The sequence below is a fragment of the uncultured Draconibacterium sp. genome (genome assembly GCF_913060805.1).
Classification (GTDB): domain Bacteria; phylum Bacteroidota; class Bacteroidia; order Bacteroidales; family Prolixibacteraceae; genus Draconibacterium.
Genome location: NZ_CAJXTC010000027.1, coordinates 38,680 through 62,713, shown reverse-complemented (window position 1 = coordinate 62,713; position 24,034 = coordinate 38,680). Strand labels below are relative to the sequence as shown.

At 42.0% G+C, this 24,034-nt stretch carries 23 protein-coding genes; 12 read left to right on the top strand and 11 right to left on the bottom strand.

The features are described from left to right. Positions 1–70 precede the first annotated feature (70 nt). From rpiB to QZ576_RS15800, 3 genes are read left to right on the top strand one after another with little or no spacing between them, the layout of a single operon-like run. Complete coding sequence (gene rpiB, locus QZ576_RS15810) at positions 71–523, top strand: ribose 5-phosphate isomerase B (protein WP_297098760.1); 453 nt, start codon at positions 71–73, stop codon at positions 521–523. Then, the gene (locus tag QZ576_RS15805; protein WP_297098759.1) at positions 524–1,891 is read left to right on the top strand and encodes an LUD domain-containing protein; all 1,368 of its coding nucleotides are present in this window, start codon (positions 524–526) and stop codon (positions 1,889–1,891) included. Continuing rightward, on the top strand, positions 1,892–2,335 hold the full coding sequence (locus QZ576_RS15800; protein WP_297098758.1) for an Rrf2 family transcriptional regulator: 444 nt from the start codon (positions 1,892–1,894) through the stop codon (positions 2,333–2,335). 27 nt (positions 2,336–2,362) lie between these two features. Here QZ576_RS15800 and QZ576_RS15795 read toward each other — a convergent pair whose 3' ends face one another. Then, complete coding sequence (locus QZ576_RS15795) at positions 2,363–2,740, bottom strand: VanZ family protein (protein WP_297098757.1); 378 nt, start codon at positions 2,738–2,740, stop codon at positions 2,363–2,365. Positions 2,741–2,779: 39 nt separating this feature from the next. Between QZ576_RS15795 and hemW the strand changes: the two genes are divergently transcribed. The 5 genes from hemW (at position 2,780) to QZ576_RS15770 (ending at position 8,323) form a co-directional block, all read left to right on the top strand. Beyond that, a complete protein-coding gene (gene hemW, locus QZ576_RS15790; RefSeq protein ID WP_297098756.1) occupies positions 2,780–3,907 on the top strand; it encodes a radical SAM family heme chaperone HemW in 1,128 nt (375 codons plus the stop codon). Between the two features lie 109 nt (positions 3,908–4,016). Further along, complete coding sequence (gene dut / locus QZ576_RS15785) at positions 4,017–4,451, top strand: dUTP diphosphatase (RefSeq protein ID WP_297098755.1); 435 nt, start codon at positions 4,017–4,019, stop codon at positions 4,449–4,451. A 1-nt stretch (position 4,452) separates the two neighbouring features. Continuing rightward, entirely contained in the window at positions 4,453–6,216 is a 1,764-nt protein-coding gene (locus QZ576_RS15780) for a tetratricopeptide repeat protein (RefSeq protein WP_297098754.1), read from the top strand. A 3-nt stretch (positions 6,217–6,219) separates the two neighbouring features. Further along, a complete protein-coding gene (locus QZ576_RS15775) occupies positions 6,220–7,095 on the top strand; it encodes a DUF4292 domain-containing protein (RefSeq protein WP_297098753.1) in 876 nt (291 codons plus the stop codon). 25 nt (positions 7,096–7,120) lie between these two features. Beyond that, positions 7,121–8,323, top strand: a complete 1,203-nt coding sequence (locus QZ576_RS15770) for a peptidoglycan DD-metalloendopeptidase family protein (protein ID WP_297098752.1) — start codon at positions 7,121–7,123, stop codon at positions 8,321–8,323. A gap of 109 nt (positions 8,324–8,432) precedes the next feature. Here QZ576_RS15770 and QZ576_RS15765 read toward each other — a convergent pair whose 3' ends face one another. Both QZ576_RS15765 and QZ576_RS15760 read right to left on the bottom strand, forming a co-directional pair. After that, positions 8,433–8,780 carry a hypothetical protein gene (locus QZ576_RS15765; RefSeq protein ID WP_297098751.1) on the bottom strand — a complete coding sequence of 116 codons (348 nt, stop codon included), beginning with the start codon at positions 8,778–8,780 and terminating at the stop codon, positions 8,433–8,435. 89 nt (positions 8,781–8,869) lie between these two features. Beyond that, entirely contained in the window at positions 8,870–9,571 is a 702-nt protein-coding gene (locus tag QZ576_RS15760; protein WP_297098750.1) for a Crp/Fnr family transcriptional regulator, read from the bottom strand. Between the two features lie 160 nt (positions 9,572–9,731). Here QZ576_RS15760 and QZ576_RS15755 point away from each other — a divergent pair, with 160 nt between their 5' ends. Together QZ576_RS15755 and QZ576_RS15750 are read left to right on the top strand one after the other, a co-directional pair. Continuing rightward, positions 9,732–10,148, top strand: a complete 417-nt coding sequence (locus QZ576_RS15755) for an OsmC family protein (protein ID WP_297098749.1) — start codon at positions 9,732–9,734, stop codon at positions 10,146–10,148. Between the two features lie 619 nt (positions 10,149–10,767). Further along, positions 10,768–12,132: an NAD-dependent succinate-semialdehyde dehydrogenase gene (locus QZ576_RS15750; protein WP_297098748.1), complete on the top strand. Its 1,365-nt coding sequence runs from the start codon at positions 10,768–10,770 to the stop codon at positions 12,130–12,132. A gap of 9 nt (positions 12,133–12,141) precedes the next feature. Here the strand turns inward: QZ576_RS15750 and QZ576_RS15745 are convergent, their stop codons facing one another. The 7 genes from QZ576_RS15745 to QZ576_RS15715 form a co-directional block, all read right to left on the bottom strand. Next, positions 12,142–12,411 (bottom strand): hypothetical protein, encoded by a 270-nt coding sequence (locus tag QZ576_RS15745; protein WP_297098747.1) that lies wholly within the window; start codon positions 12,409–12,411, stop codon positions 12,142–12,144. A gap of 10 nt (positions 12,412–12,421) precedes the next feature. Further along, positions 12,422–13,438, bottom strand: coding sequence for a ferrochelatase (gene hemH, locus QZ576_RS15740; RefSeq protein WP_297098746.1), 1,017 nt, complete (start codon positions 13,436–13,438; stop codon positions 12,422–12,424). Further along, the gene (gene hemG, locus QZ576_RS15735) at positions 13,435–14,793 is read right to left on the bottom strand and encodes a protoporphyrinogen oxidase (RefSeq protein ID WP_297098745.1); all 1,359 of its coding nucleotides are present in this window, start codon (positions 14,791–14,793) and stop codon (positions 13,435–13,437) included. Before hemG ends, hemH begins: the two co-directional genes overlap by 4 nt. Before the next feature lie 5 nt (positions 14,794–14,798). After that, positions 14,799–16,175 carry an oxygen-independent coproporphyrinogen III oxidase gene (gene hemN / locus QZ576_RS15730; RefSeq protein WP_297098744.1) on the bottom strand — a complete coding sequence of 459 codons (1,377 nt, stop codon included), beginning with the start codon at positions 16,173–16,175 and terminating at the stop codon, positions 14,799–14,801. Positions 16,176–16,194: 19 nt separating this feature from the next. After that, positions 16,195–17,418, bottom strand: a complete 1,224-nt coding sequence (locus QZ576_RS15725) for an MFS transporter (protein ID WP_297098743.1) — start codon at positions 17,416–17,418, stop codon at positions 16,195–16,197. 1 nt (position 17,419) lies between these two features. Continuing rightward, complete coding sequence (locus tag QZ576_RS15720; RefSeq protein ID WP_297098742.1) at positions 17,420–19,519, bottom strand: TonB-dependent receptor; 2,100 nt, start codon at positions 19,517–19,519, stop codon at positions 17,420–17,422. A 119-nt stretch (positions 19,520–19,638) separates the two neighbouring features. Next, positions 19,639–19,977: a hypothetical protein gene (locus tag QZ576_RS15715; RefSeq protein ID WP_297098741.1), complete on the bottom strand. Its 339-nt coding sequence runs from the start codon at positions 19,975–19,977 to the stop codon at positions 19,639–19,641. 123 nt (positions 19,978–20,100) lie between these two features. Between QZ576_RS15715 and QZ576_RS15710 the strand changes: the two genes are divergently transcribed. After that, a complete protein-coding gene (locus QZ576_RS15710; RefSeq protein WP_297098740.1) occupies positions 20,101–21,735 on the top strand; it encodes an amidohydrolase in 1,635 nt (544 codons plus the stop codon). 497 nt (positions 21,736–22,232) lie between these two features. Next, entirely contained in the window at positions 22,233–23,441 is a 1,209-nt protein-coding gene (locus QZ576_RS15705) for an ATP-binding protein (protein WP_297098739.1), read from the top strand. Here QZ576_RS15705 and QZ576_RS15700 read toward each other — a convergent pair. Continuing rightward, positions 23,432–24,028 carry an isoprenylcysteine carboxylmethyltransferase family protein gene (locus tag QZ576_RS15700; RefSeq protein ID WP_297098738.1) on the bottom strand — a complete coding sequence of 199 codons (597 nt, stop codon included), beginning with the start codon at positions 24,026–24,028 and terminating at the stop codon, positions 23,432–23,434. The genes QZ576_RS15705 and QZ576_RS15700 overlap by 10 nt on opposite strands. Between the last annotated feature and the right edge of the window lie 6 nt (positions 24,029–24,034).

The following is a 24,034-nucleotide window of genomic DNA, read 5'->3' as shown; positions in this document are numbered from 1 at the left end:
TGTTTTCCTCTCATGCAACAAATATTAGGAATAAATGAAATAAATATCAAAAAGTATTAATTTTGTACAAATGAAGAATTTAGAGGGACAAGTAATAGCGTTGGCAAGCGATCATGCCGGTTTTGCTAAAAAGCAGGTGATTATAAAATTTTTAAGCGATAACAATATTGCTTTTAAAGATTTTGGATGTTACACCGACGAAAGCGTAGACTACCCGATTTATGCTCATAAAATGGGTGAAGCGATTGAAAGTGGTGAATACAAAATTGGTATCACGTTTTGTGGAAGTGGCCAGGGAATCAGTATTGCTGCAAACAAACATCAGGGAGTACGTTCGGCAGTTTGCTGGAAAGAAGAAATTGCTGCACTGGCGCGTCAGCACAACAATGCAAATGTATGTGCAGTGCCGGGTCGTTTTGTGAGCGATGAAGAAGCCATTGCTATTGTTTCAACTTTTCTGAACGAAGATTTTGAAGGCGGAAGACATGCTCGCAGAGTAGATCAGATTCCTGTTGAGAAATAAATGACAGCGCATAAAAAAATATTTCTGAAGGATTCGAAAATTGCTTTTGATAAAAAACACCGGAAGACCTTAAATTTTAATATTTCGAAATACGACGAAGCTGTTGCCAAAGGCAAACTTCGTTACCGGAATATGGATTTGGCGAAACACCGTGCTTCTTATCTCAAAAAGAAAGTAGTTTCCAATCTTGCGCATTATCTCGAAACATTTGAAACCAATGCCAAAGCCAATGGAATTGATGTGGTTTGGGCACGCGACAGCAAAGAAGCTGTTTCTGAAATTGTAAAAATTCTGACCGGGAATGAGGCTAAGCTTTTGGTAAAAAGCAAGTCGATGATCTCGGAAGAAATAGAACTGAACGAAAATCTGGAGAAAGCTGGTTTTGAACCGGTTGAAACCGATCTTGGTGAATTTATCGTTCAGGTGGCCGGCGAAAAACCGTATCATATTTTAACGCCGGCAATGCACAAATCGAAAGAAGATGTTGCCGAGCTTTTTCATAAAAAGTTTGATACTCCTGAGGATTCAACACCAACAGAATTAACCCAATTTGTGCGAAAAGTATTGCGCGAAAAATTTACTTCGGCTGAAGTTGGAGTAACGGGCGCTAATTTTTTGGTGGCCGATGTTGGCGGAGTGGCACTTACCGAAAACGAAGGCAACGGTTTTATGTCGGTGGCCTTCCCGAAAGTGCACATTGTAATTGCCGGAATTGAAAAACTGATCCCGTCGATCGGCGATTTGCAGCTGATGTTTCCCTTGCTTTCGGCGCTGGGAACCGGACAACAGGTTACCGTGTACAATTCGTTGCTTACCGGATCAAAACGCGCTAATGAAGCCAATGGACCGGAAAAAATGGTGGTGGTTTTGCTCGATAATAACCGCACAAAAATTGCTGCCGAACCAAAACATGTCGACGCGCTGAAATGTATTCGCTGCGGTGCTTGTTTAAACGCCTGCCCTATTTATAAAAATGTGGGCGGATGCACGTACAACACCACGTACAGTGGCCCCATCGGATCGGTAATAACGCCTTTTATGAAAGGCTTTGATAAGTACAATCATTTAAGTTTTGCCTGCACGGTTTGCGGGGCTTGCACCAATGTTTGCCCTGTAAAAATTCCGCTGCACGATTTGTTGCTTTTAAACCGGAAAATTTCAGTCGACGAAAACCACGGAACTTTCTCCTGGAATAAGGGAATGAAAGCATACGAATGGGCATTTAAAAAACGAAAAAACCTCGATCGGGTAAACGGGAAAGTAAAAAATACGCTGCTAAAAGCCAACAAAAATGTATTGGGAAAACAGAAGAAGTTTCCGGCTTTTGCAGAGCAATCATACAGTAAAACAATCTTAAATTTAAAATAGATGTTATCGAATACATGCAAATATGCGCTCAGAGCGTTGATTTATCTAGGTAAATTTTCGAAAGAAGACAAACGTGTTGGAATCAAAAAGATTTCGGAAGATTTGGGTTTATCGTCACCATTTTTAGGAAAGATCCTGCAAAACCTGGTAAAACAAAAATTGCTGGTTTCTACAAAAGGACCGAATGGCGGATTCTCATTATCGCGCGATGCGTCTGAAATTTCGTTGTGGGACATTGTTATTAAAGTTGATGGCGAAGAGTTTTTCACCAACTGTCTGATCAGTTTGGAGCCGTGTAAAACACACGATCCGTCGAAACCACTTTGTCCGGTACATTCGCAATACGAGAAGTTACGCCAGGATATTACGAATTTTTACAAAACAACTTCGTTGGAAACTGTCGGAAAAGACATCGATAAATACGAAGATCTGGTAAAACTCTAGTGCAGGAGAAATTCTAATCGTGGAAGATTAAAAAAAGCGTTCCAGCCACTTTTTATTTACAAAGAGGGCATAAAAAAAGGTGGCAAACGATAAACCGGCGGCATTAGCCCAAAGGTCGTAAACATCGCTGTGGCGGCTTGGCGATATTTTTTGCTGAACGTACTCAAGTACTATGGCGGCAACAAATGTTAACAGCGGCGTCCAGAAATAAAAGTTCGGAGTGAACTGTTTTACCGGCCTGAAGCTTAGCATACAAAGGATGAAAAACATCCCGAAATGAACGATTTTATCGAAATTCGGAATTTGTATAAATGGTTTGCTTGGTAGTTGATTTGCCGGCACAAAAAGCAGGTAAAGCATTATTAATAACCAAATTGCAAGTCGCCAGTAGGGTGCTATCTTCATGTTTTCAATTGTTTAAATCTAAATTTTTCAGGTCTCGTAATGGCGGGTATTTACATTCATATTCCTTTCTGTCGTCAGAAATGTTATTACTGCGATTTCTACAAAACGGTAAATACTTCGCTGCAGCACGATTTTATCAGCGCCCTGAAAAACGAGGCTAAAGTACGTAAAAACTACTTGAACGACGAAACGGTTGAAACCATATATTTTGGTGGCGGCACTCCGTCAGTGCTCACAGCGCCCGAAATTGCCGAAATACTGGCTGTGCTGAATGATGAATTTAAAGTTAACCCGGATGCTGAAATAACTTTTGAAGCCAACCCGGACGACCTGAGCAACGATTACCTGAAAACTTTAAAAAAGGAGGGAATAAATCGTTTGAGTATCGGAATTCAGGCTTTTCAAAACCGGCATTTGGAAAAAATGAATCGTCGCCACAACGCAGCTCAGGCAATTGAAGCCATTGAAAATGCAGCAAAAGAAGGTTTCTCGAATTTAAGTGCCGATTTAATTTACGGTCTCCCCGAATTAACACCAAAAGAATGGGAAGAAAGCCTGAACCAGATGTTCAAACTCCCGGTAAAACACCTGTCGGCTTATCATTTAACTTACCACGAAGGAACTGCCTTTTACACCTGGCTGAAAAAGGGGACACTAAAAGAGCTGAAAGAAGCTGAAAGTGTTGCCCAGTTTAACACACTTGTTGATCTGTCGATTGCCAATGGTTTTGAACATTATGAAATTTCAAACCTGGCAAAAGACCAGCTGTATTCGCGCCACAACACGGCTTACTGGATGGGTACAAAATACCTCGGACTGGGACCGTCAGCGCATTCATTCGATGGTGTTTCGAGGCGCTGGAACGACTCCAGTGTCGAGGCTTACATAAAAGTACAGGCCAATAATCAAGCCTATTTCGAGGAAGAAAAACTGAGCGAAAATGATCAGTATAACGAGTACATTTTAACCCGGATTCGTACCAAATGGGGCGTATCGGAAAAGGAATTGGAGCAACGTTTTGGAAGCGAAAAAGCAAACTATTTTTCCCGTCAGTTAGCCAGGTATAAAGATACCGGCGTGCTGCAAATCAATAACGAAATTATTACGCTCACCAGAAAAGGGCTTTTTGTTTCTGACGAGATAATGGCCGACTTAATTATTATATAATTGTTATACAATAAGTTGATTCAGTTCTTCGCAATCATAAATCTTGTTAAACCTACCGAACGGACGCATTATTTATCTATCTTAGCGGTTCTTTTAAAAAAACAGATTGATGCAGGTTAAAATCGTTAATAAATCAAAGAATGAACTACCGGCCTACAGTACAGCGTTTTCGGCCGGAATGGACTTACGCGCAAATCTTGATGAACCGGTGGTTTTAAAGCCGCTCGAGCGGAAATTGGTACCAACCGGATTATTTATAGAATTGCCTCAGGGTTACGAAGCCCAGGTTCGTCCGCGCAGTGGTTTGGCTTTGAAAAAAGGAATTACGGTTTTAAATACTCCCGGAACAATTGATGCCGATTATCGTGGAGAAATTGGCGTTATTCTCATCAACCTGTCGCAAGAAGATTTTGTTATAGAGAACGGAGAACGCATTTGCCAGATGGTTATTGCCGCACACGAAACTGTGGAATGGGATTTGGTAGAAGTGTTGAAAGAAACAGAAAGAGGAGTCGGTGGTTTTGGCCACACCGGAAAACATTAACATGAAGAGAATTTTTATAAAGGGACTTGGTATCGCAGCCTTTTCGCTGGCTTTAGTGTCATGTTCAGGACCCAAACAGGTTACAGAACAGGAAGTGGCAAAAGCGGCAATAGATACACCCACTACCGAATTGGTAGATCAAAAGCAGATGGAGTTTGAGTACCTTTTTGTGGAGGCGCTAAAACAGAAAATGTTTGGCAACGCACAAAAGGCTATTCAATTGTTGTCGAGTTGTTTAGAGATTGATCCGAACTCGTCGTCAGCCATGTACGAGTTGGCAAATATTCATGCCTCAAATAACGATTTTACCAGTGCTTCGTTGCTGCTGGAAAAAGCAATAAGTATAAATGCTGATAACCCGTGGTACAAGCTGTTGCTGGCGCAAATCTATCAGCAAACACGAAAGTATTCAGAGGCAGCCGATCTTTATGCCGAGCTGGTGAAAATGGAGCCGGAAAACCTGGAATACATTTACATGAATGCTGCGCTGCTGGCCACTGCACAACGTTACGATGAAGCCATTGCTGCCTACGAACGCATGGAAAAAGAAACCGGCGTAAACGAGCAGATTTCGGTGGCTAAACAGCAGATTTATGTATCAACAGGGCAGGTTGACAAAGCTTTTGACGAGATCAATAAACTGATTGAGAACGATCCGAACGAAGCAAAATATTACGGTTTGCTGGCCGATTTGTATCAAAGTCAGGGCGACTCGGAAAGTGCGCTGAAAAACTATAAAAAGATCCAGGAAATGGATCCTGAAAATGGTTTTGTACACTTTTCGCTGGCCAATTACTACCTCGAAAGTGGTGAGGCTGAAAAGTCGTTCGAAGAAACAAAAGCCGGTTTTGAAAGCGATGCAGTTGATATTCAAACAAAAATGCAGCTGTATATGATGTTAACAGCCAACCCGGCTCAGTCGCATCTTAGTGAACAGCAGCGCGACGAACTGATTGCCATCTTGCTGGAAAAGCATCCCGATGAATCGTTGGTACATACCATTCACGCTGAATCGTTGTTGAAAGAAAATAAACTGGCGGAAGGACGCGAAGCTTTGTTAAAAGCTATTGAAATAGAGCCCAATGATTATATGATTTGGGAACGGATTATGTACATCGACAACGACCTGCAGCAGTGGGATAAGTTGTACGAACATACCGGGCAGATCATCGAATTATTCCCGAATCAGCCGCAAGGATATTTCTTTAAAGCAATTGCTTGCGTTCAGTTGGAGAAATTCGACGAAACCATTGAACTCAGCGAAGAGGGAATGGATTATGTAATCGAAAATCCACAATTGGAAGCCAACTTTTTAATGCTAAAAGGCGAGGCCGTTTACAAAAACGGAAACAAAACCGAAGCATTCAAAATATTCGACAAAGCCGTACAAATCGATCCGGATAACTACCTTACACTGAACAATTACGCGTACTATTTATCGGTTGACGGCGTTGAGCTCGACAAAGCCGAACGTATGAGCGGAAAAGTGGTTGAGCGCTTTCCGGATAATGCAACTTACCTCGATACACATGCCTGGGTGCTGTTTAAAAAAGGCGAGTACACGCTGGCCAAATTTTATATGGATTCGGCCATGAAAAACAGCGAGGACGAAAGTGATACATTGCTGGAACACTATGGCGATATTCTGTACAAAACAGGCAATGTTGACGAGGCCGTAGAGTACTGGAAAAAAGCAAAATCGAGTGGTAGCGAGTCGGTAACTCTGGACCGCAAAATTGCAGAGAAAAAATACATTGAAGAGTAGGCGATGAAGTTTCTTAAATATTTCAGGATTTCCCTGTTTATGGCAGCTGTGCTGGTTGCCGTTTCGTCCTGTAAAGCGCCGTCGGAATTAGCAGTTGTTGACGCTCGTCCGATAAGTACCAACAAATTGCTGAAACGTATCGAGCAAAACGCATTCGATTACGAGTATCTCACCATAAAACGTATCAACTGTAACTTTTCGAGCAGCCAGTCGAAAGCGGCTTTTAAAATCAATCTGAAGGCCAAAAAAGACGATCGTATTCTGGTATCGATAAGCAAACTGAATATTCCTGTTGGCCGTGTTTTACTAACGCCTGACAGCGTTAAATATGTGAATTACATCGACCGGAATTATTTCATCGACGACTATTCCTACCTCAGCAGTTTTCTGAATATCGACCTTGATTTTGCGACCATACAAAGCATTATTTCAAACAATGCCTTCTCGTACCGGAATGATCCGCGCGACAAGGATTTCAAAACTTTCGATGCGTTAATTGAAGACAATCAGTATGTTCTGCAATCGGAAAAAACAAGGAAGCTTAGCAAGCTGGAAGAGAAGGAAAACAAAGCCGAGCGCCGTTTAAAACGACTCGACGACCAGGCGCTAATCGTGCAAAAAATGTTTTTTAATCCTGCTAATTTTGCTTTGAACCGTCTGCTGATCAGCGATAAAACCAACGACCGGAATATGAACCTTATTTTCGACGATTATTCAGAAGTGGAAAACAAAGAGTATCCGGGAACCATTGAAATGAACTTTCATTCGCCTGAAGAAGAAATCGATATGAAAATCAGGATGAGTGGTTTTTCAACCGACAAGATCACTTCTTTCAGCATTAAAATTCCGGAAAAATACGAGGAGATTCGAGTAGATTAAATCCTAAATCAATACATTCGTAAACATGATTTTACGAATAAAAATACTATTCGTCACGCTGGCCGTTTCGCTGGTGAGTCTTTCTGTGTTTGCACAATCCATCGAGGAACTGCAAAAACAAAAGGCTGCTGCTGAAAAGGAAATCGAGTATACCACGCGTTTGCTCAACGAAACGCAAAAAAACGAACGTTCGTCGTTGAGTAAGCTGCGGCTCATTAATACAAAGATCAGCTCCAGAAACACGCTTATTTCGAATATAAACCACGAAATCGGAATTTATGAGCAATGTATCGCCAACAACGATTTGGCTGTAGAAATGCTTAAAAACGACGCTCAGCAATTAAAGAATGAATACGCCGAGATGATCAGGATGGCTTATAAAAATCTGAATTCGTATGACGAAATGTTGTTTTTGTTATCGGCCGAAAATGTAAACCAGGCGTATCGCCGTTTATTGTATTTTCGGCGCTATAAATCGTATCGCGAAAATCAGGCTCAAATGATCGATGCTGTGCAGGAAGTGCTCGATGAAAGTATACAAAAACTGGAGCAGCAAACATTGGCAAAACAAGCGCTGATAGAACAGACCGAAAAGGAAATGATAAACCTGAATCAGGAAAGAAGTGCACAAAGTAGTGAGCTGCAAGAGCTGCAAAACCAGAAAAGCAGCCTGCAAAAAACCTTGCAGCAACAACGACAGGTTGAGCAGCAACTGGAGCGCGAAATTCAGGCGATTATTGAAGAGGAAGCAAGCAAAAATCGGGAAGCCGGAGGTTCGGGTTTTGCTTTAACACCCGAGCAAAAACTAATTGGCGATAATTTTGAACAAAACAAACGGCGCTTACCCTGGCCGCTGGAAAGAGGCGTAATTGTGGAGCATTTTGGTGTACACCAACATCCGGTTTTAACCAACGTGCAGGTGCAGAACAACGGCATTAACATTGCCACCGATGTGGGTGCCGAAGTACGTGCTGTTTTTAATGGCGAAGTAAGCCGTGTGTTTGGAATTTCGGGGGGTAATACTGCCGTTATAATCCGCCACGGAACCTACCTGAGTGTTTATTCCAATCTTCGCGAAGTAGTGGTTAAAAAGGGCGATAAAGTGTCGACAAAACAACCCATTGGCACCGTTTATACCGACATCAAAGACGGCAACAAATCAATCCTGAAATTTCAGATTTGGAAAGAGAGCACCAAACTCGATCCCGAGGACTGGATTGGACGCTAGAAAAGTGAATTTTGAATGATGATTAACGAATGCAGATTTAAGAAGTACATTCTAAGAAAGCTGATTGCTTGTCAAAACTGATCCATCTAAAATCGTTAATCGACATTCATCATTCTTCATTCAATTTTTGCTTAATTTCTTTGATGTTTTGCAGGATTTCCATAGTAACCGGGTTTTCGCTGGCTGCATTGCGCATTTCTTCTTTTCGCAGGCCCAGCTTGGTGTCAAGCCGTCCGAGAACCAGGGAAAATACCATAAACAAAACCATCATTACCGGGTAAGTGATCAGCTTGTTTTCATCGAGGAAAGTGCGGATCGTTTCGTCTTTAAAATCGTTTAAAAACATAAACGCGATCATCACAAAACTGATGTAACCGATGTACATCCGTGCACGGTCGACGTAAATTTTCCACCGGATAAATGTGCGTCTGTTGAGGTGAATACCAAATAGTTTCATAGTATTGAAGTATTATGTTTGATGAAGATACGGATTTAATGATACAAAAAAACCGGCCATTAGCCGGTTTCTGAGAATATGTAGTAAGCTTATAAATTAGCCACCCGGTTTAGTGCAGGAATGTCTAAAAATTTAATTTTACGTCCCTGCAATTCAATCAGTTTGTCGTTCTTAAATTCTGATAATAAACGAATTACAGACTCAGTTGCGGTTCCAACCATATTGGCCAGCTCTTCGCGTGTTAACGAAATTTGTAGCGTATTTTGGTTATCCAGCTCAAAGTTTTCTTTCAAAAGCAGAAGCACTTCTGCCAGTCGTTCACGAACTGTTTTTTGCGCAATATCGGTGATGTAATCGTTGGCCTCGCGTAATTCGCGACACACAATTTGCAACATGTGATGCGAAAACTGCCAGTTGTTCTGAATAAGGTATAACAAGGTTTGATAAGGAACATGACACAACGCGGCATCGTCGATTACTTTGGCTGTAGTACAAGCCAGTTCCTGGCTCAGCAACGACCGATAGGCAATAATTTCGCCCTTTTTGGCAAAACGAATAATTTGTTCTTTGCCGTCGATTCCTGTTTTAAAGATTTTAATAATTCCCCTTGTAACACAGAAAAACCCGGTTAGCCGGCTACCCTCGCGATAAATAATGGTGCCTTTTTTATAAAGCGAACAAGTTTTTTCATAATTCAGCCGTGTAAATTCATCGTCGGTTAACTTCTTAAAAAGTTGAAAACCACTCAAATTTGTTTCTTCGTCCGACGGCCTTTTAATTGCGCTTCTCATTTCCTGATCTGATTATACGTTTAATACTGGAATAACCTTTTTTTAATTTTGGCTTAAAAATACAATTATCTGCATATTTCGAAAAACTATTTATATAGATAGTTAGATGTTGTATATTTGTGTACAAATTTAATGTAAAGTATTTTAAAATAAGGATGTTATGAAGCATGTAGTAGATATGGCCTGGACCGACAAGCTGGCTTTCGAAGCGGATATGGATGGACACAAAGTTGTTATCGACGCCACAGAAGAAGTGGGTGGCAGCGATTTAGGACCGCGTCCGAAGAAATTAATGTTGACAGCACTTGCCGGTTGTACGGGTATTGATGTGGTAATGATTCTGAAAAAAATGAAGGTGGAACTGGAAGCTTTTAATGTAATTGTTGAGGGTGAATTGACCGAAGAACATCCGAAATATTACAACAAAATGACTATCGTGTACCAGTTTAAAGGAAAAGATCTTCCGATGGCAAAACTGGAGAAAGCCGTTAAACTCTCGGAAGAAAAATACTGTGGTGTTAGTGCCGTTTACCGTCAGGCTATGGAAATGAAAACAGAGATAAGGATAGTGGAATAAATTTTATTTTCTGAAAATATATTGAAAGCAATCTTATAACGAGGTTGCTTTTTGTCTTTATGCCAGACGGGCAGTTCCTTTTGCATTCGATCAAAAGGAACCAAAAATCTTGTCAAAAAATAACCTTTGTGTTTTTTCAATGAAGCGGTTTAGCCCGACTGACGGATTTTTGACGAGCCCGCACCAAATTTGCCGTCAAGTCCGCCTTCGAGAAAAAGCGTTAAGAAAATGAATGTAGAGAACGTGAAAAAATCAAGTCTGTTTGACGCTCGTTAGCCCTGAAGAATGAAGGTCTAAAAGGAGAGCCTGTCCCGATCGGTAGCATCGGGAAGTTTCTTGATTTTAGTGAAAGGAATTTATTTTTAGTTTTTTATCGTCAGCGGTGGCTTTTTTGAATCCTTTTTCAGCTATAGGAAAAAGGATTTCCTGTCTGGAAAGACCAAATGATCATCAACTTGAATTTGTTATGTAATAGAAATAAAGCTGATTACCTATTGCAATATCGAGAGAAGTTTATCAAACACATTACTTTATAAGAATCATACTTAAATTAAAATGTTTTGGGGCTAACGAAGTCCTGAAACTTTTATAATTTTAAAGGTTATTAAAGAATCTCACTATGTTAAAATCGATTAATCCGGTAACCAACGAAATAGTAAAAACCTATCAAAAACACTCGGAAGAAGGCGTAGAAAAAATCATCAATTCAGTAGATAAAATCTGGCATCATTGGCGAAGTACTTCCTTTCATCACAGGGGGCAATTAATGCAAAATGCAGCCAGTATTTTACGCAGCAAAAAAGAAGAGTTGGCTTTGCTCATGGCGCAGGAAATGGGTAAAGTTAAAAACGAAGGAATTGCTGAAATTGAAAAGTGTGCCTGGGTTTGCGAATATTATGCTGCAAATGCCGAATCGTTTCTCGAAAACGAAACTATCGCTACACAAGCCAGCAAATCGTATGTTTCGTATCAGCCGCTGGGAACGATTTTGGCCGTTATGCCCTGGAATTTTCCGTTTTGGCAGGTATTTCGTTTTGCAGCTCCAACGCTTATGGCGGGCAACACAGCCGTACTGAAACATGCCAGCAATGTGCCGGGCTGTTCCATGGCTATCGAAGAGATTTTCCGCGAGGCCGGTTTTCCTGAAAACGTATTTCGTTCGCTGATGATTGGCAGTTCGATGGTTGAAAAAGTAATCAAACACAAAGCGATAAAAGCAGTGAGTTTAACCGGAAGTACTCCGGCGGGAAAAAGTGTTGCAGCAATTGCCGGAGCCGAATTAAAAAAATGTGTACTGGAACTGGGTGGCAGCGATCCGTACCTGATTTTAAAAGATGCTGACCTTGAAATGGCCGCAAAAACATGTGCTGCAGGTCGCCTGTTAAATGCCGGACAAAGTTGTATCGGTGCCAAACGTTTTATCGTTGAGGAGGCGGTTTACGGGCATTTCCTCGAGCTTTTTACTCACGAAATGAATGCTGCACACTTTGGCGATCCGTTTGACGAGGAAAGCACTATGGGGCCAATGGCGCGCGAAGATCTGCGTGACGAATTACACCAGCAGGTTGTTGATTCGGTGAAGAAAGGCGCTGAAGTGATTATAGGCGGCGAAATTCCACATCGGAAAGGTGCTTTTTATCCGCCAACCATTTTGGAGAATGTACAACCGGGAATGCCGGCTTACGAAGAAGAACTGTTTGGTCCGGTGGCGTCGGTAATAAAAGTAAAAGACCAGGAAGAAGCTATTCGCGTGGCAAACGATACCGATTTCGGATTGGGAGCTGCAGTGTTCACTCAAAATCTTAAAAAAGGCGAACACATCGCCGAAATTGAACTGGAAGCCGGTGCGTGTTTTGTAAACGATTTTGTGAAATCAGACCCGCGTTTACCTTTTGGCGGAATAAAAACCAGCGGATTTGGCCGTGAACTTTCGGTGCACGGTATCAAGGAATTTATGAATGTAAAAACCGTTTTTGTAAAATAAACGGTCGGTCTATTTTCGTCTCCAGGGTTTTATTGCGTAGATTTTCCGGCCAACAAACTGGCCCAGAAAAAAGCTTCCGAAAAGAAAGGGAGCAAGGCCCCAGCTGAGTTGGATGTCGAAAAATTTACGGATTAGAATAATCAACGGAACCGGAGCATGAATAGCTACAAACCACCAAAACGAAAGCTTGCGGAAACCGCCGCGCAGGTAACCAAAAGGCAGGCAAATCACAAAGGTTGCCAAACAGGTGTATAATAAATGCCACTCGTGATTATGCATGCTTCCGTTTTTATGAAACTCCTTTTCGTACCAGGTATGCAAGTGTTTCTACCCAGCTTTTTTCGGTGTTCAAACTATCAACCAATTGCAGTTTTTCGCCTCCTTTTTCCAGGAATTCTTCGCCATATTCCACGCCAAGTTCCAGCGTTGTTTCCAGGCAGTCGGTAACAAACGACGGCGCAGCAATCAGTATTTTCTTTTTGCCTTTTTCGAGCAACTCTCCCAGCAATTCATCGGTAAATGGTGTCAACCAGTTTTTCGATAAACGCGACTGAAAACCTACGGAATACTGCTCCGGCTTTAGGTTTAATTTGGCGGCTAGCAAACGCGAAGTTTCGTAAACCGTAGCGCGGTAACACATCGCACCGTGTTCCGGCATTGCATTTTGGCAGCTGCAATTTTCCACTTTAATTCCCGGATGGCACTTTTCCAAATGCCGGTTCGGCAATCCGTGGTACGAAAGAATAATGTGGTCGTAATCCTCCAGGTTGTATTGCGAGATTCGCTCGGCAAAAGCATCAATAAATTTCGGATCCTGGTAAAATTGTCCAACCTCACTTACCTCTGCTTTTATTCCCAGCTTTTTAATTTCTTTTTGAGCCGCAACAAACGATGTTTCAGTGGTTGACATGGCATGCTGTGGAAACAACGGCAGCAGAATCAGCTTTTCAAAGCCTTTCTTTTTAATGGCTGCCAAAGCGGCCTTATATCCCGGATTTCCGTAACGCATTCCCATAAAAACTTCGTAATTGTCACCCAATTCTTCCTGAAGTTTTTCCTTTAATTCTTCAGAAATATAAATCAGCGGCGAACCTTTTTGGGTCCACAATTGCCGGTATAATTTGGTTGAATTTTTTGCCCTAAACGGAATGATGATAACGTTTACCAGGAATTTCCGCAACAGGTACGGAAGATCGATAACACGTTCATCGTTTAAAAACTCGGTCAGGTATTTCCGAACCGCCGGTACGGTTGGCTTGTCGGGACTCCCAACGTTCATCAATAAAACTGCTGTTTTCGCCTTCATAAATAATCTGTTGCAAATTGGTTAGCAATTGTTCTTCCTTGTTTTATTCGGTCGGCCATTCCAATACCGTCGCGCATGTTTCCGGCGAGTGTCAGCCCTTTAAATTTGGTCTCCATATCGCTTATGGCCTGTACTTTTTCTTCGCTTTCGAAACTGTATTGCGGAATAGCATGCGGATAACGGAAAATCTCCATCAGATCGGGCTCAAAACTATCGAGTCCCATCATTTCGCGTACTTCGCGCTCTGCAATTTCTATTATTTTATCATCGGAATATTCGAACATTTCCGGCCTTTTAATACCTCCCATAAACACCGATAACAACGCTCCGTTTTCCGGTGCGCGGTTTTTCAGAAACGAACCCGGTAACAGAATACCCAGCACATCGCGTTTTTCTGCCGAAGGAACCAGTCCTCCAAACGATTTGATCGGGATGCCTTTCCAGTTGTTAAAGCCAAGCACCACCTGGGTAACTTTGGCATAATTCATTTTTTGAATTGGCTGAAGTTTCTCTTTTGGTAAGAATGGAAACAGACCCGGTAAAGCATGCGATCCGGCGGCTGAAATAACATGGGTAAAATTTTGTCCATCAAGTGAATATTCAAAATCACCTTCTTTTTTAACCTCCAGATTTTTACAGCCCAGCTTAATATTTTCGTCTCCGATATTTTTTACCAGCGCTACAATCAGGTTATCCAGCCCGTTTTCAACCGAAAATACCTGTCGATTAGCTTTTCGTGGCGGTTCCTTTTTGCGTGCTTTCTTTTGTTTGATACTTCCGCCAATAAAACTGCCGTAGTTTTGCTCCAGCCAGTAAAGTTTTGGTAAAGCAAAACGAGTTACCAGTTTCTCCGGATCGCCGGCATAAACGCCCGACAGAAAGGGATCGATAGCATTTCGCAGAAAGCTTTTACCCATTCGGCGGCGCACCATATCGGCAATTGTTTCGTTCGGATCAGTTCCCGGTTTACGAAAAGGTTCGCCAAGAATACGGAACTTGTCGTACCAGGTAAAAAGGGGAGTGGTGACGGCTTTTATTCCGCCCATTTCCATTTCGTGCCACTTGCCGTTTAGCCAAATCCAGCGCGCTTCGGCACTTTTGTTGGCGTATTCAAGTGTACAATCATCTGCCAAATCTTCAAAAAGCTCGGCAGCTTCTTCCTGTCCCATCGAGCCGGTATTTGGCCCCGATTCGAAAACAAAACCATTTTTCCGGTGGGTCTGAATCACACCTCCGGCATGGTTGTTCTTTTCTAAAACCTGCACCTTAAAACCAAATTTTTTAAGGTAATAAGCTGTTGTAAGTCCGGTTAGTCCTGCCCCTATTACGGCAATGTTTAGTTGGTTTTTTTGCATGGTTTTTATAGTGCTTTTGAGAATTTTAAGGTTGCATTCCGCATGTTCGGATCCAAGCTGGCAGCGATGTTTCGTACAAAAAACCGTCCTTGTTCGCTAACATGCAGTTCGTCTTTCGAAAGCGATAAAAGTCCTTCTTCAACAAAACCGGCCAGGAACGACTCATCGTAAATAATGCTTTGTTTTATTACATCGGTAGACGTTTTTAGCATTTGTGCTGCTTCTTCCCACGAAATATAATAGTTGCACATCACTTCGTTGATGACGTGGCGAATGATCTTCTCTGTTTCATTCAGCTGATAACCCTTTTCAATGGTGAATTTCCCGCTGTTGATCTGGTCAACGTAGGTATTCGTGTCCTTTGCATTTTGTGCATAGGCATTTTCCAGCTGGCTGATTCCGGTAGCTCCAAAAGCGTAAACCTGACCGGTTGTTTCGCGGGTGCAATAACCCTGGAAATTACGGTGCAGCGTTTTGTTTTTAAAAGCAATGCTTAGCTCGTCATCGGGGCGGGCAAAGTGGTCGAGACCAATGGCATCGTAACCGTTTTCAGTCAACAAACGATAACCAACCTCGAACATGGCCAGCTTTTTTGTTGCTGATGGCAAACCGCGTGCATCCAATATTTTTTGTGCTTTTTTCACCCAAGGCACGTGCGCATATGAGAACGTTACCAAACGATCGGGCGAAAGACTGATGGCGCGCTCAATGGTTTTTGCAAACGACTCTTCATCCTGAAACGGCAGACCGTAGATAAAATCGAAATTCACGCTGGTACCTTCGTGGCTGCGGATCATGGCCACCAAATCTTCCTCGGGAAGAATCGACGGATCGCGGTTTACATTGTCCAGCACCTCTTTATTAAAATCCTGAATACCCAAGCTAAAGCGGTTAAACTTCAGCGCTACCAAACGATCGATATAATTCTGATCGAGCATTGCCGGGTGACATTCCATGGCAATTTCCGGCTTTGGAATAAACTCGAAAAGCTCATGAATCACGTTCATAATGTCTTCCACCAACTCGATCGACAACGAGTTCGGGGTTCCGCCTCCCCAGTGCACCTGCGACACTTTACGGTCGTCGCTCAGCAACTTTTTCACCATGCGGATCTCTTTTTTCAGCGCGTCAACATAAACTTCCATTTTGTTTTTGTCGCGCGTAAGGTGCGTGTTGCAGCCGCAGAAATAACAGATCTTCGGGCAAAACGGGATATGAATATAAATGGAAATATTCTGTGGATTCTCTGAATTGGATTGCTCCAACACCTTCACGTACTGTTCCGGAGTAAATTCCGGTGAAAAAAAGTTGGCCGGCGGATAACTGGTGTATCGCGGTACCGGGGTGTTGTATTTTTCTATTAACTTTTGTGATACTTTCATTGTACTAAATTAAATAGTCTTAATCGGTTTCTTGTTCATACTTCAGGTAAAAACTTTTTCTGAAGATAAATGGTAAGAGGGCAAGAATTAGTATTCCGAGCCCAATTTCTATGGCAAACAGCCCGCGGTAAGTAAGCGCATCGGCCACTTTTCCGCTCATTATTGCAATAACAAGGCTGCTGAGGTGTGTAATTACTATTTGAATGGTAAAATCGGTTCCTTCGCGCCCTTTTCGAACTACGTGCATGCTCATGGTATATACAAATACCGACGACATGGCGTAAGCTCCCCAAAGCAGCGCAACACCCAAATAAACCAGCCACAAGGCATGATTGGTATAGGTTAGTCCGAAAAAGAAAGTGGCCACCAGCACATTTATTACCGGAAAGATCCACACCGCTTTGGTAATTCCTTTTTTGCGGAGCAGAAATCCTGCAGGTACGGTCATTAAAACACCGCAGGCGGTTCCGAATATTCCGGAGATGATTCCAATTTCTTTAATGTCGTAACCCAAATCAACAAAGTAGGGTTTTATCATGGTTAAAATCCCGATTATTCCTGAATAAAACAGGAAGAGCAACAAAAGGTGCGCGCCAATTTTTTTCTGCCTGAAAAAGTAAATAAACTCCAGTGGCGATACATTTTTTGTTGAACGATCAGGTTCTTTTCCGTTTCGTGCGTTGTACAACGATACAGGAATGAGCGCAAACAATACAAACAATCCAAGCGAGCGTAACAACCACAACCAACCAAAATAATGGTAGATAATGAGTAAAACACCGCTGCCCATCATGGTTCCGATAAAACTACCGGCCGATTGCATGCTGTTTCCCAGGCTGCGTTCGTTTTTATTCAGAATAAGAATGGCGAATGCATCGGTGGCAATATCCTGCGTTGCCGATGCCGTAAATGCAATCACCATCAGCACAATAATGGTGGTAAAATCGGTTTGCAGGTTTAAGTATCCGATGCTCATAATTATCAATGCATAAAACGCCTCCGACATGATGATCCAGCGGCGGTAGTGCCGTTTGTTTTTACTGGTTTTATCCACCAGCGGCGCCCACAACATTTTCAGAATCCACGGCAGTTTTATCAATTGAATATAACCGATGGATTCCAGCGAGTAGTTCTCCATTCGCATGATCACGGGGATCACCGTAGAGAAAAAACTCATCGGGATCGACTGCGCCAAATAAAGGCTCAGCAGCGTATAATATTTTTTTATTTCGCTATTTCTCATGTTAGAAATTTACCTTCAAATTTACACCCGCCGTTGCAGGTTTTCCCAACTGGGTATAAGCGTTTTGAAGCGATGAAATCTCAAAATAATAGGAATTGTACGAGGTATCCAAAATATTCTTCGCCCATATATCAAATTGAAATTTGCCCGAGAAGAAAGATACTTTGGCATCAACCAAACCATAATAATCCTGGTACAACGAATTGTTCAAGTCCCAGTAGTGTTTTCCAACTCCGCGGTACGAAAGATGAGCAACCATTTTTTCAAGGAAGTTGTTCTCGAACTCAAAGGTTTTGTTAATGCTGGCATTAACCGTCGAGCGAGGCACATAAGGAATATAATTGTCGTTGTAATTCAGCTCGTCGCTAACCACATAATCCGAAAAAGTGGCTTTTGTATAACCGTATCCAATTGTTGCTTCCAGGTTATCTACCGGGCGGGCTCTCACAAACAATTCCACTCCTTTGCTAACCGATTCTCCGGCGTTGTTTTTCATGTTTCCGCGGCCTCCCGGAACAGGTACGTCAATTTGCTGGTCTTGCCAGTCGATGTAAAACAAGGCGGCATCAAAATACAAACGGTGGTTTGCCAACGACGATTTAAATCCCCACTCGTAGTTCCAGCTTTGCTCGGCATCGTACGAACGGTTTTCCAAATCTACCGATGAGTTGGTGTTAAATCCACCCGATTTATATCCTTTCGACACGGTTGCGTAAGTGTTAAATTCGTTGTTGAACTCGTATTTTAAAGCCACTTTCGGAAGGATTTCCGTGAATGTTTCTTCGTAATTTTCTGAAATTGATGTATTCCACGGGCCTCCGCCAACTGACATAGCCATTGAATAATCCAGTTTGTCTTTCTCAACATCCAGTCGGATTCCGGCAGTTAAAGTCAGTTTTTCAATCAAAAAGTTGTTTATCGTAGATTGGTGGAAAAGTGCAAAACCTGAGATATCGAATTTACTTCTGATATCTTGTTGCATATTCGAGCGGTACAGGTCGCCAAAGGTTTTCTGGTCCATGGTCTGGTAAAAACCATAGGCCCCGAATAACCAGTTGTAACGTTCGTTATTCAGCGATTTTGCCACAAATTCCTGCGACCACATATCCTGGTTATCGCCAATTTCGAAAAAGTAAACCGAGTCGGCGGTAAAGTCCTGGTCAACCGCCATAACACCATCGTAATACTGGTAACTGGTTGTCGATGTCAGTTCAAAATCGTCGGTGCGGTATTTAAAAATCAATCCGTCCGAAAACAAATCGCGTTTATAACTGCTTGCCTGGTTGTAGTTGACTTTGCCCGAAGTATTTGTTTCGGTGTTGTAAAGTGCATACGGAAATCCGTACTGCTCACTGTTTTCGTAAGTGGCGATGTTTTCAAGTGTTAGCTGATCCGATATCTTCCAAACCAGGCGTCCGCGAAGGCTAAAAGAGTACTGATCATCTGCCGGGTCGCCATCAAATTCGTTGGTAAAATAGCCGTCGTGCGCCATGTAGTTGCCACTTAGCGAAAAGCCAACTTTATCGCTGATTTTGTTGTAATGGTTAACGTTTACGTTGTAGTAGCCGTGTGTTCCGGCCGACAGGTTCATATTTGTTCCTTCGAAATAAAGCGGCGATTTACTGAATACGTTAATGATTCCGCCCATGGTATTTCGTCCGTACAACGTTCCTTGTGGTCCGCGAAGTACTTCAATTCGGTCGATATCGAAGAAGTCGAAACCAAAAGTTGTTTTCTCAAAATACGGCACATTGTCAACGTACAATCCAACCGATGGCGAACCAAGACGCGAACCAATTCCTCGGATAAACACCGGCGATTGTAGTTTCGAGCCGTAATCCATCATAAAAAAGTTGGGCACTTTTGATGAAATATCAGCCAGGCTGGTGATTTCGTCGTTGGCGATCATTCGTGCTGAAATAAGCGAAATCGATGCCGGAACGTCCTTCACTCGCGGAAGTTCTTTTGCCGATTTAACGGTAATCTCGTCGATTAAAATATCGTTCGTTTGGGTGGTGTCGGTTATTACCCTGATATTTTGGGCGTTTGCGTAGCCTGCAATCAATAAAATGAAGACAAGCAGAAAATTGATTTTTTTCATTTTTTTAAGTTGTTCATCCACTTAACAAAATATAACGAATTTTGTTAATTTTTTCACAGAATAGATAAAAGGGTCATTCCTATTGGAGAAATGGAGGTAAATTTCTTTATCATAAAGCTTTATGCCATGGCAGGCGGTGGACGGCAAAACAGGGAATCGAGAATTATATCTTTAGCATAAAAGCGGAGCGATTGATGGACTTTCCACTTTTGATTACTGCAAAGATTATCGCAATTGTTGTGGCTTTCAAAATCAATTTCGGGCTGATCGAAAAATGCCAGCGACCTTTCAGCATTGGCATGTGCATGATTTACGTGGTACTCGATCTGGATCGATTTTTCGGCAATTTGTATTTTCCCTTCATGAGCCTGCTCAACACCAAAAAGCAAAAACCAGGCATAACAGGCAATAAACACCAGGTAGGGGAAATGCGTTGTAAATATGCCGACTGTAAACATTTAGTTTTTAAGTTTCTGTAAGTCGCGCAAATATAATAATATATCGTCGGAAAAGCCCTTCGGATTTGCTGTTTTAAAATATGCCCGAAAAGCTTACATTTGTGGCTAATCAAAAAAAGAAATATGAAATTTTTTAAGGCATTAATTTTACTATTTGTGATGATATCGTGTGTAAAAAAAGAAAAAGTTGACCTGGTTGTTTCGGGAGGAATGGTTTATACCGTTGATGAGGAGTTTGCAACTGCCGAGGCATTTGCTGTAAAAGATGGGAAAGTTGTGGCTGTTGGTTCGTCGCAGGAAATTCTTGATAAATACGATTCGGATAATATTATTGATGCTGATGGGAAGTTTATTTACCCGGGTTTTAACGACGCGCACTGCCATTTTAACGGTTATGCACAGGGTTTGATGCAATATGCTGATTTGCGCGGAACAAAAAGTCCGGACGAAATATACGCGCTGTTAAAAGAACACCACGATAAATTTGGTGGCGAATGGATTTTGGGGCGCAGCTGGGATCAGAATGATTGGGAAGACACCCGTTTTCCTGACAAATCAAAGCTGGATGAGTTATTCCCCGATATTCCTGTTTACCTGGTTCGTGTTGACGGACATGCCGGTTGGTGCAACTCGAAAGTACTGGAGCTGGCAGGGATTTCGGAAAACACCAAAGTTCAGGGTGGGGAAGTGTTGCTGAAAAATGGCGAACCTACCGGAGTTCTGATCGACAACGCCATGGGATTTGTTGGAAAACTGATTCCGGAAATTACTCCAGAGCAGCAGGAAAAAGGTTTGCTGGAAGCGCAGAAAAACTGTTTTGCTGCCGGACTGACATCGGTTACCGACTGCGGATTGGATAAGTCAACCATTCTATTGATGGATGAAATGCAGGGAGCCGGCAACTTAAAAATGCGGGTGAACGCCATGCTGAATCCTACGCAGGAGAATTTCGATTATTTTGTAAAAAAGGGAGAAGCTTACAAAACCGATCGTTTGTTGGTGAATACCATAAAAATTTATGCCGATGGTGCGCTGGGATCAAGAGGTGCATTGCTAATGACCGATTATTCGGATGACAAAGGAAACACCGGCCTGCAAATTGAAACGCAGGAGTATTACGATATGATTTGCCAGCTGGCCTACGACAATAATTTTGCGGTTGCAACACATGCCATTGGCGATGGTGGTAACCGTTTAATGCTGGATACCTACGGCAAGTTTTTGAAAGGTAAGAACGATCGTCGCTGGCGAATTGAACATTCGCAGATCATTAATGACGATGATTTTACAAAGTTTGCCGAATTTTCCGTTGTGCCATCCATTCAGCCAACACACTGCACCAGCGATATGCCGTGGGCTGAAGATCGTTTGGGGCCGGAGCGTATAAAAGGTGCTTACGCTTATCAAACCTTGCTAAATCAATTGGGATGGGTGCCAGCCGGAACCGATTTCCCTGTAGAAAATATTTATCCGTTGTATACCTTCTATTCGGCGGTATTTCGCACCGATCATGAAGGTTGGCCTGAAGGTGGCTGGCACAAAGATGAGGGACTTACACGCGAACAAACGCTGCGTGCTATGACAAGCTGGGCTGCCAAATCATCGTTCGAAGAAGATGAGAAGGGTGCTTTAACCCCGGGAATGTGGGCCGACTTTATAATATTAGACACCGATTTGATGAAAGCCCAACCAAAAGAAGTATTAAACACGCAAATACTAAGTACCTGGAGCGCCGGCGCAAAAGTGTTTGAGTTATAGAAATTAATATTCACTCATGAAAAAGGGATAGGAGCCGATTGGCTTTTATCCCTTTTTTGTTGGCTTTTGATTTGCTGGTTGCGATGTCAGGCTATTCTCTACAGGCTACTTTTAATGGCTGTTTCCTTTCAGAACGATCTTTTTTAAGGGGCTAATGATGCGTTGTGTCTTGTAAAATGGATTCTGCTCTTAATTACCTATTCTGATTCGTTAGTAATATTCCTCGATCTGCAAATTGATTCTCCCTGAGTACCCCGTCCCTCAAAGGAGCAGTGATAATCAATTCGCACCCTTTAGGGGTGGGGTAAACGAATTGATGTTCCGGATAAACACTCATTTGGGGGAATGAATTTGGAAACTCATAAACCGTTGTATTGCTGATGTATTTAGTGATTTTATTGTATGTTTTTACTTATTATTCATCTTATCTATTTATAATAGATAAGAATATATAATAATAAACAGAAAAAACATATATTTGTAATAAATAGAGTGTAATGATTTTAAAATCAGACTTAAAAATACTTATAGATTCACAAAAAATTCCTTCTGATCAAATTGGTTCTTATATAAAACGGGAGTTGGTTGATCAAATACAGAATGATAAAAGTGAGTTAATTATTATAACCGGTTTAAAACGAACCGGAAAAAAATCGGTGCTGTATCAGTTAAAAAATCAGTATTCAGCTGCTGCTTTTTACGTTAATTTCCGGCATCCCGGATTTTATGGTTTTGATCAGAACGATTTTTTTAAGCTGGATGAAATCATTGCCGCAGCTGAAAGCAAAATATTACTGTTAGATGGAATTACATCTATGGAAGGCTGGCAGGATTACATCCGTCAGAAATTGGATGAAGACTTTCGTGTGATTTTCACAACTTCGAATGCCGGAATACTAAATAATGAAAAGGGCAGAAGTTTGACCGGAAGGTACATCAGCAAAGTGATTACTCCGCTGTCGTATGATGAATTCTGTTCGTTCCATTCGCTGGAGCGGGATGAAAGTTCGGTGATGGACTATATGGCAAAAGGCGGTTTTTTTATACCAGAAACAAACCGTGATGAATTTTTAGGCCAGTTATTTGACGACATTGTCGTACGAGAGATTGGATTAACCAATGGAATTCGGGATTTGAGGGCGTTTAAACGGCTTAGTTTGCATTTGCTGCGCCACGTTGGGGAAATGATTACCGCAAACCAGCTAAAGAACGTCTTAGGGATAAAAACAACCACTACGGCAGTAGATTATCTGAATTATCTGGAGACCGGTTTTTTAATGTACTACGTTCCAAAATTCAGCTACTCGCTACGCAAACAGCTGGTAAACCCGCGCAAAATATATGTGGCCGACACGGGTTTTGTTAGCGCCGCAACTTTTAATATCAGCGAAAAAACGGAGCAGCTGCTCGAAAATCTGGTGTTTCTGTATTTGCAATCGAAATACACTGAAATCTTCTATTTTTCAGAAGATGGGTACTGCGACTTTATTGGCTTTGGGAAAGATCAGGCGAAAGTTGCCGTGCAGGTGTGTGCCACACTGGAACAGGATAAGCTGGAGCAGGAAGTAAATGGATTGCTGGAGGCTATGGAATTCTTTGGTTTCAACGAAGGAACTTTGGTAACTTTAAACCAAACTGACACATTTATTCGCGACGATAAAACGATTCATGTGCTGCCGTTTCATCAGTTTGCCACTCAGAAATAACGCCTTACGTTTTTTGCATAGTTTTTATATTCCTCTCCGTAATTTTGGTGCATAAAACGCTCTTCTTTCAATATAAAAAAATGTATGGAAACGAGCGCCAGTAAGCTTATTACGATAAAAAATGGAGTGGGAAATACCAGACCGATTCCAACAAACAAACAGTTGATAGCCACAAAAAACGGATTGCGCGAACTGGCGTAAATTCCGGAAGTTACCAGTTTGCCTAAATTGCTCCTGTTTAATCCAAAACGTAACGATTGATTTAATGCACGCAAAGTAAGCAGCATGAACAGATTACCCAATAAAATAAGAACGATTCCGCTAATCACCAGAATAATCTTTCCGGCAAGTAAAGGTTGTAGTACGTTGGGAATGATGGAAAAACGAATAAGCCCTGCTTTGTAAACCAGTTCGTTTAAAAACACCACGAAGAAAGCGGTAAGTAAAACCGTGCTAATTCCTTTTGAGGACTGCTTTTTTCCGCCAGACAAACGTGTTCCTTTTCGTTGCAAAACAAAAGCACGGATGCCAATCTGCAAACAAAAAAGCAAAAAGCCGATCAGCGGTATTAAACGAATGATTTCCACGGATTA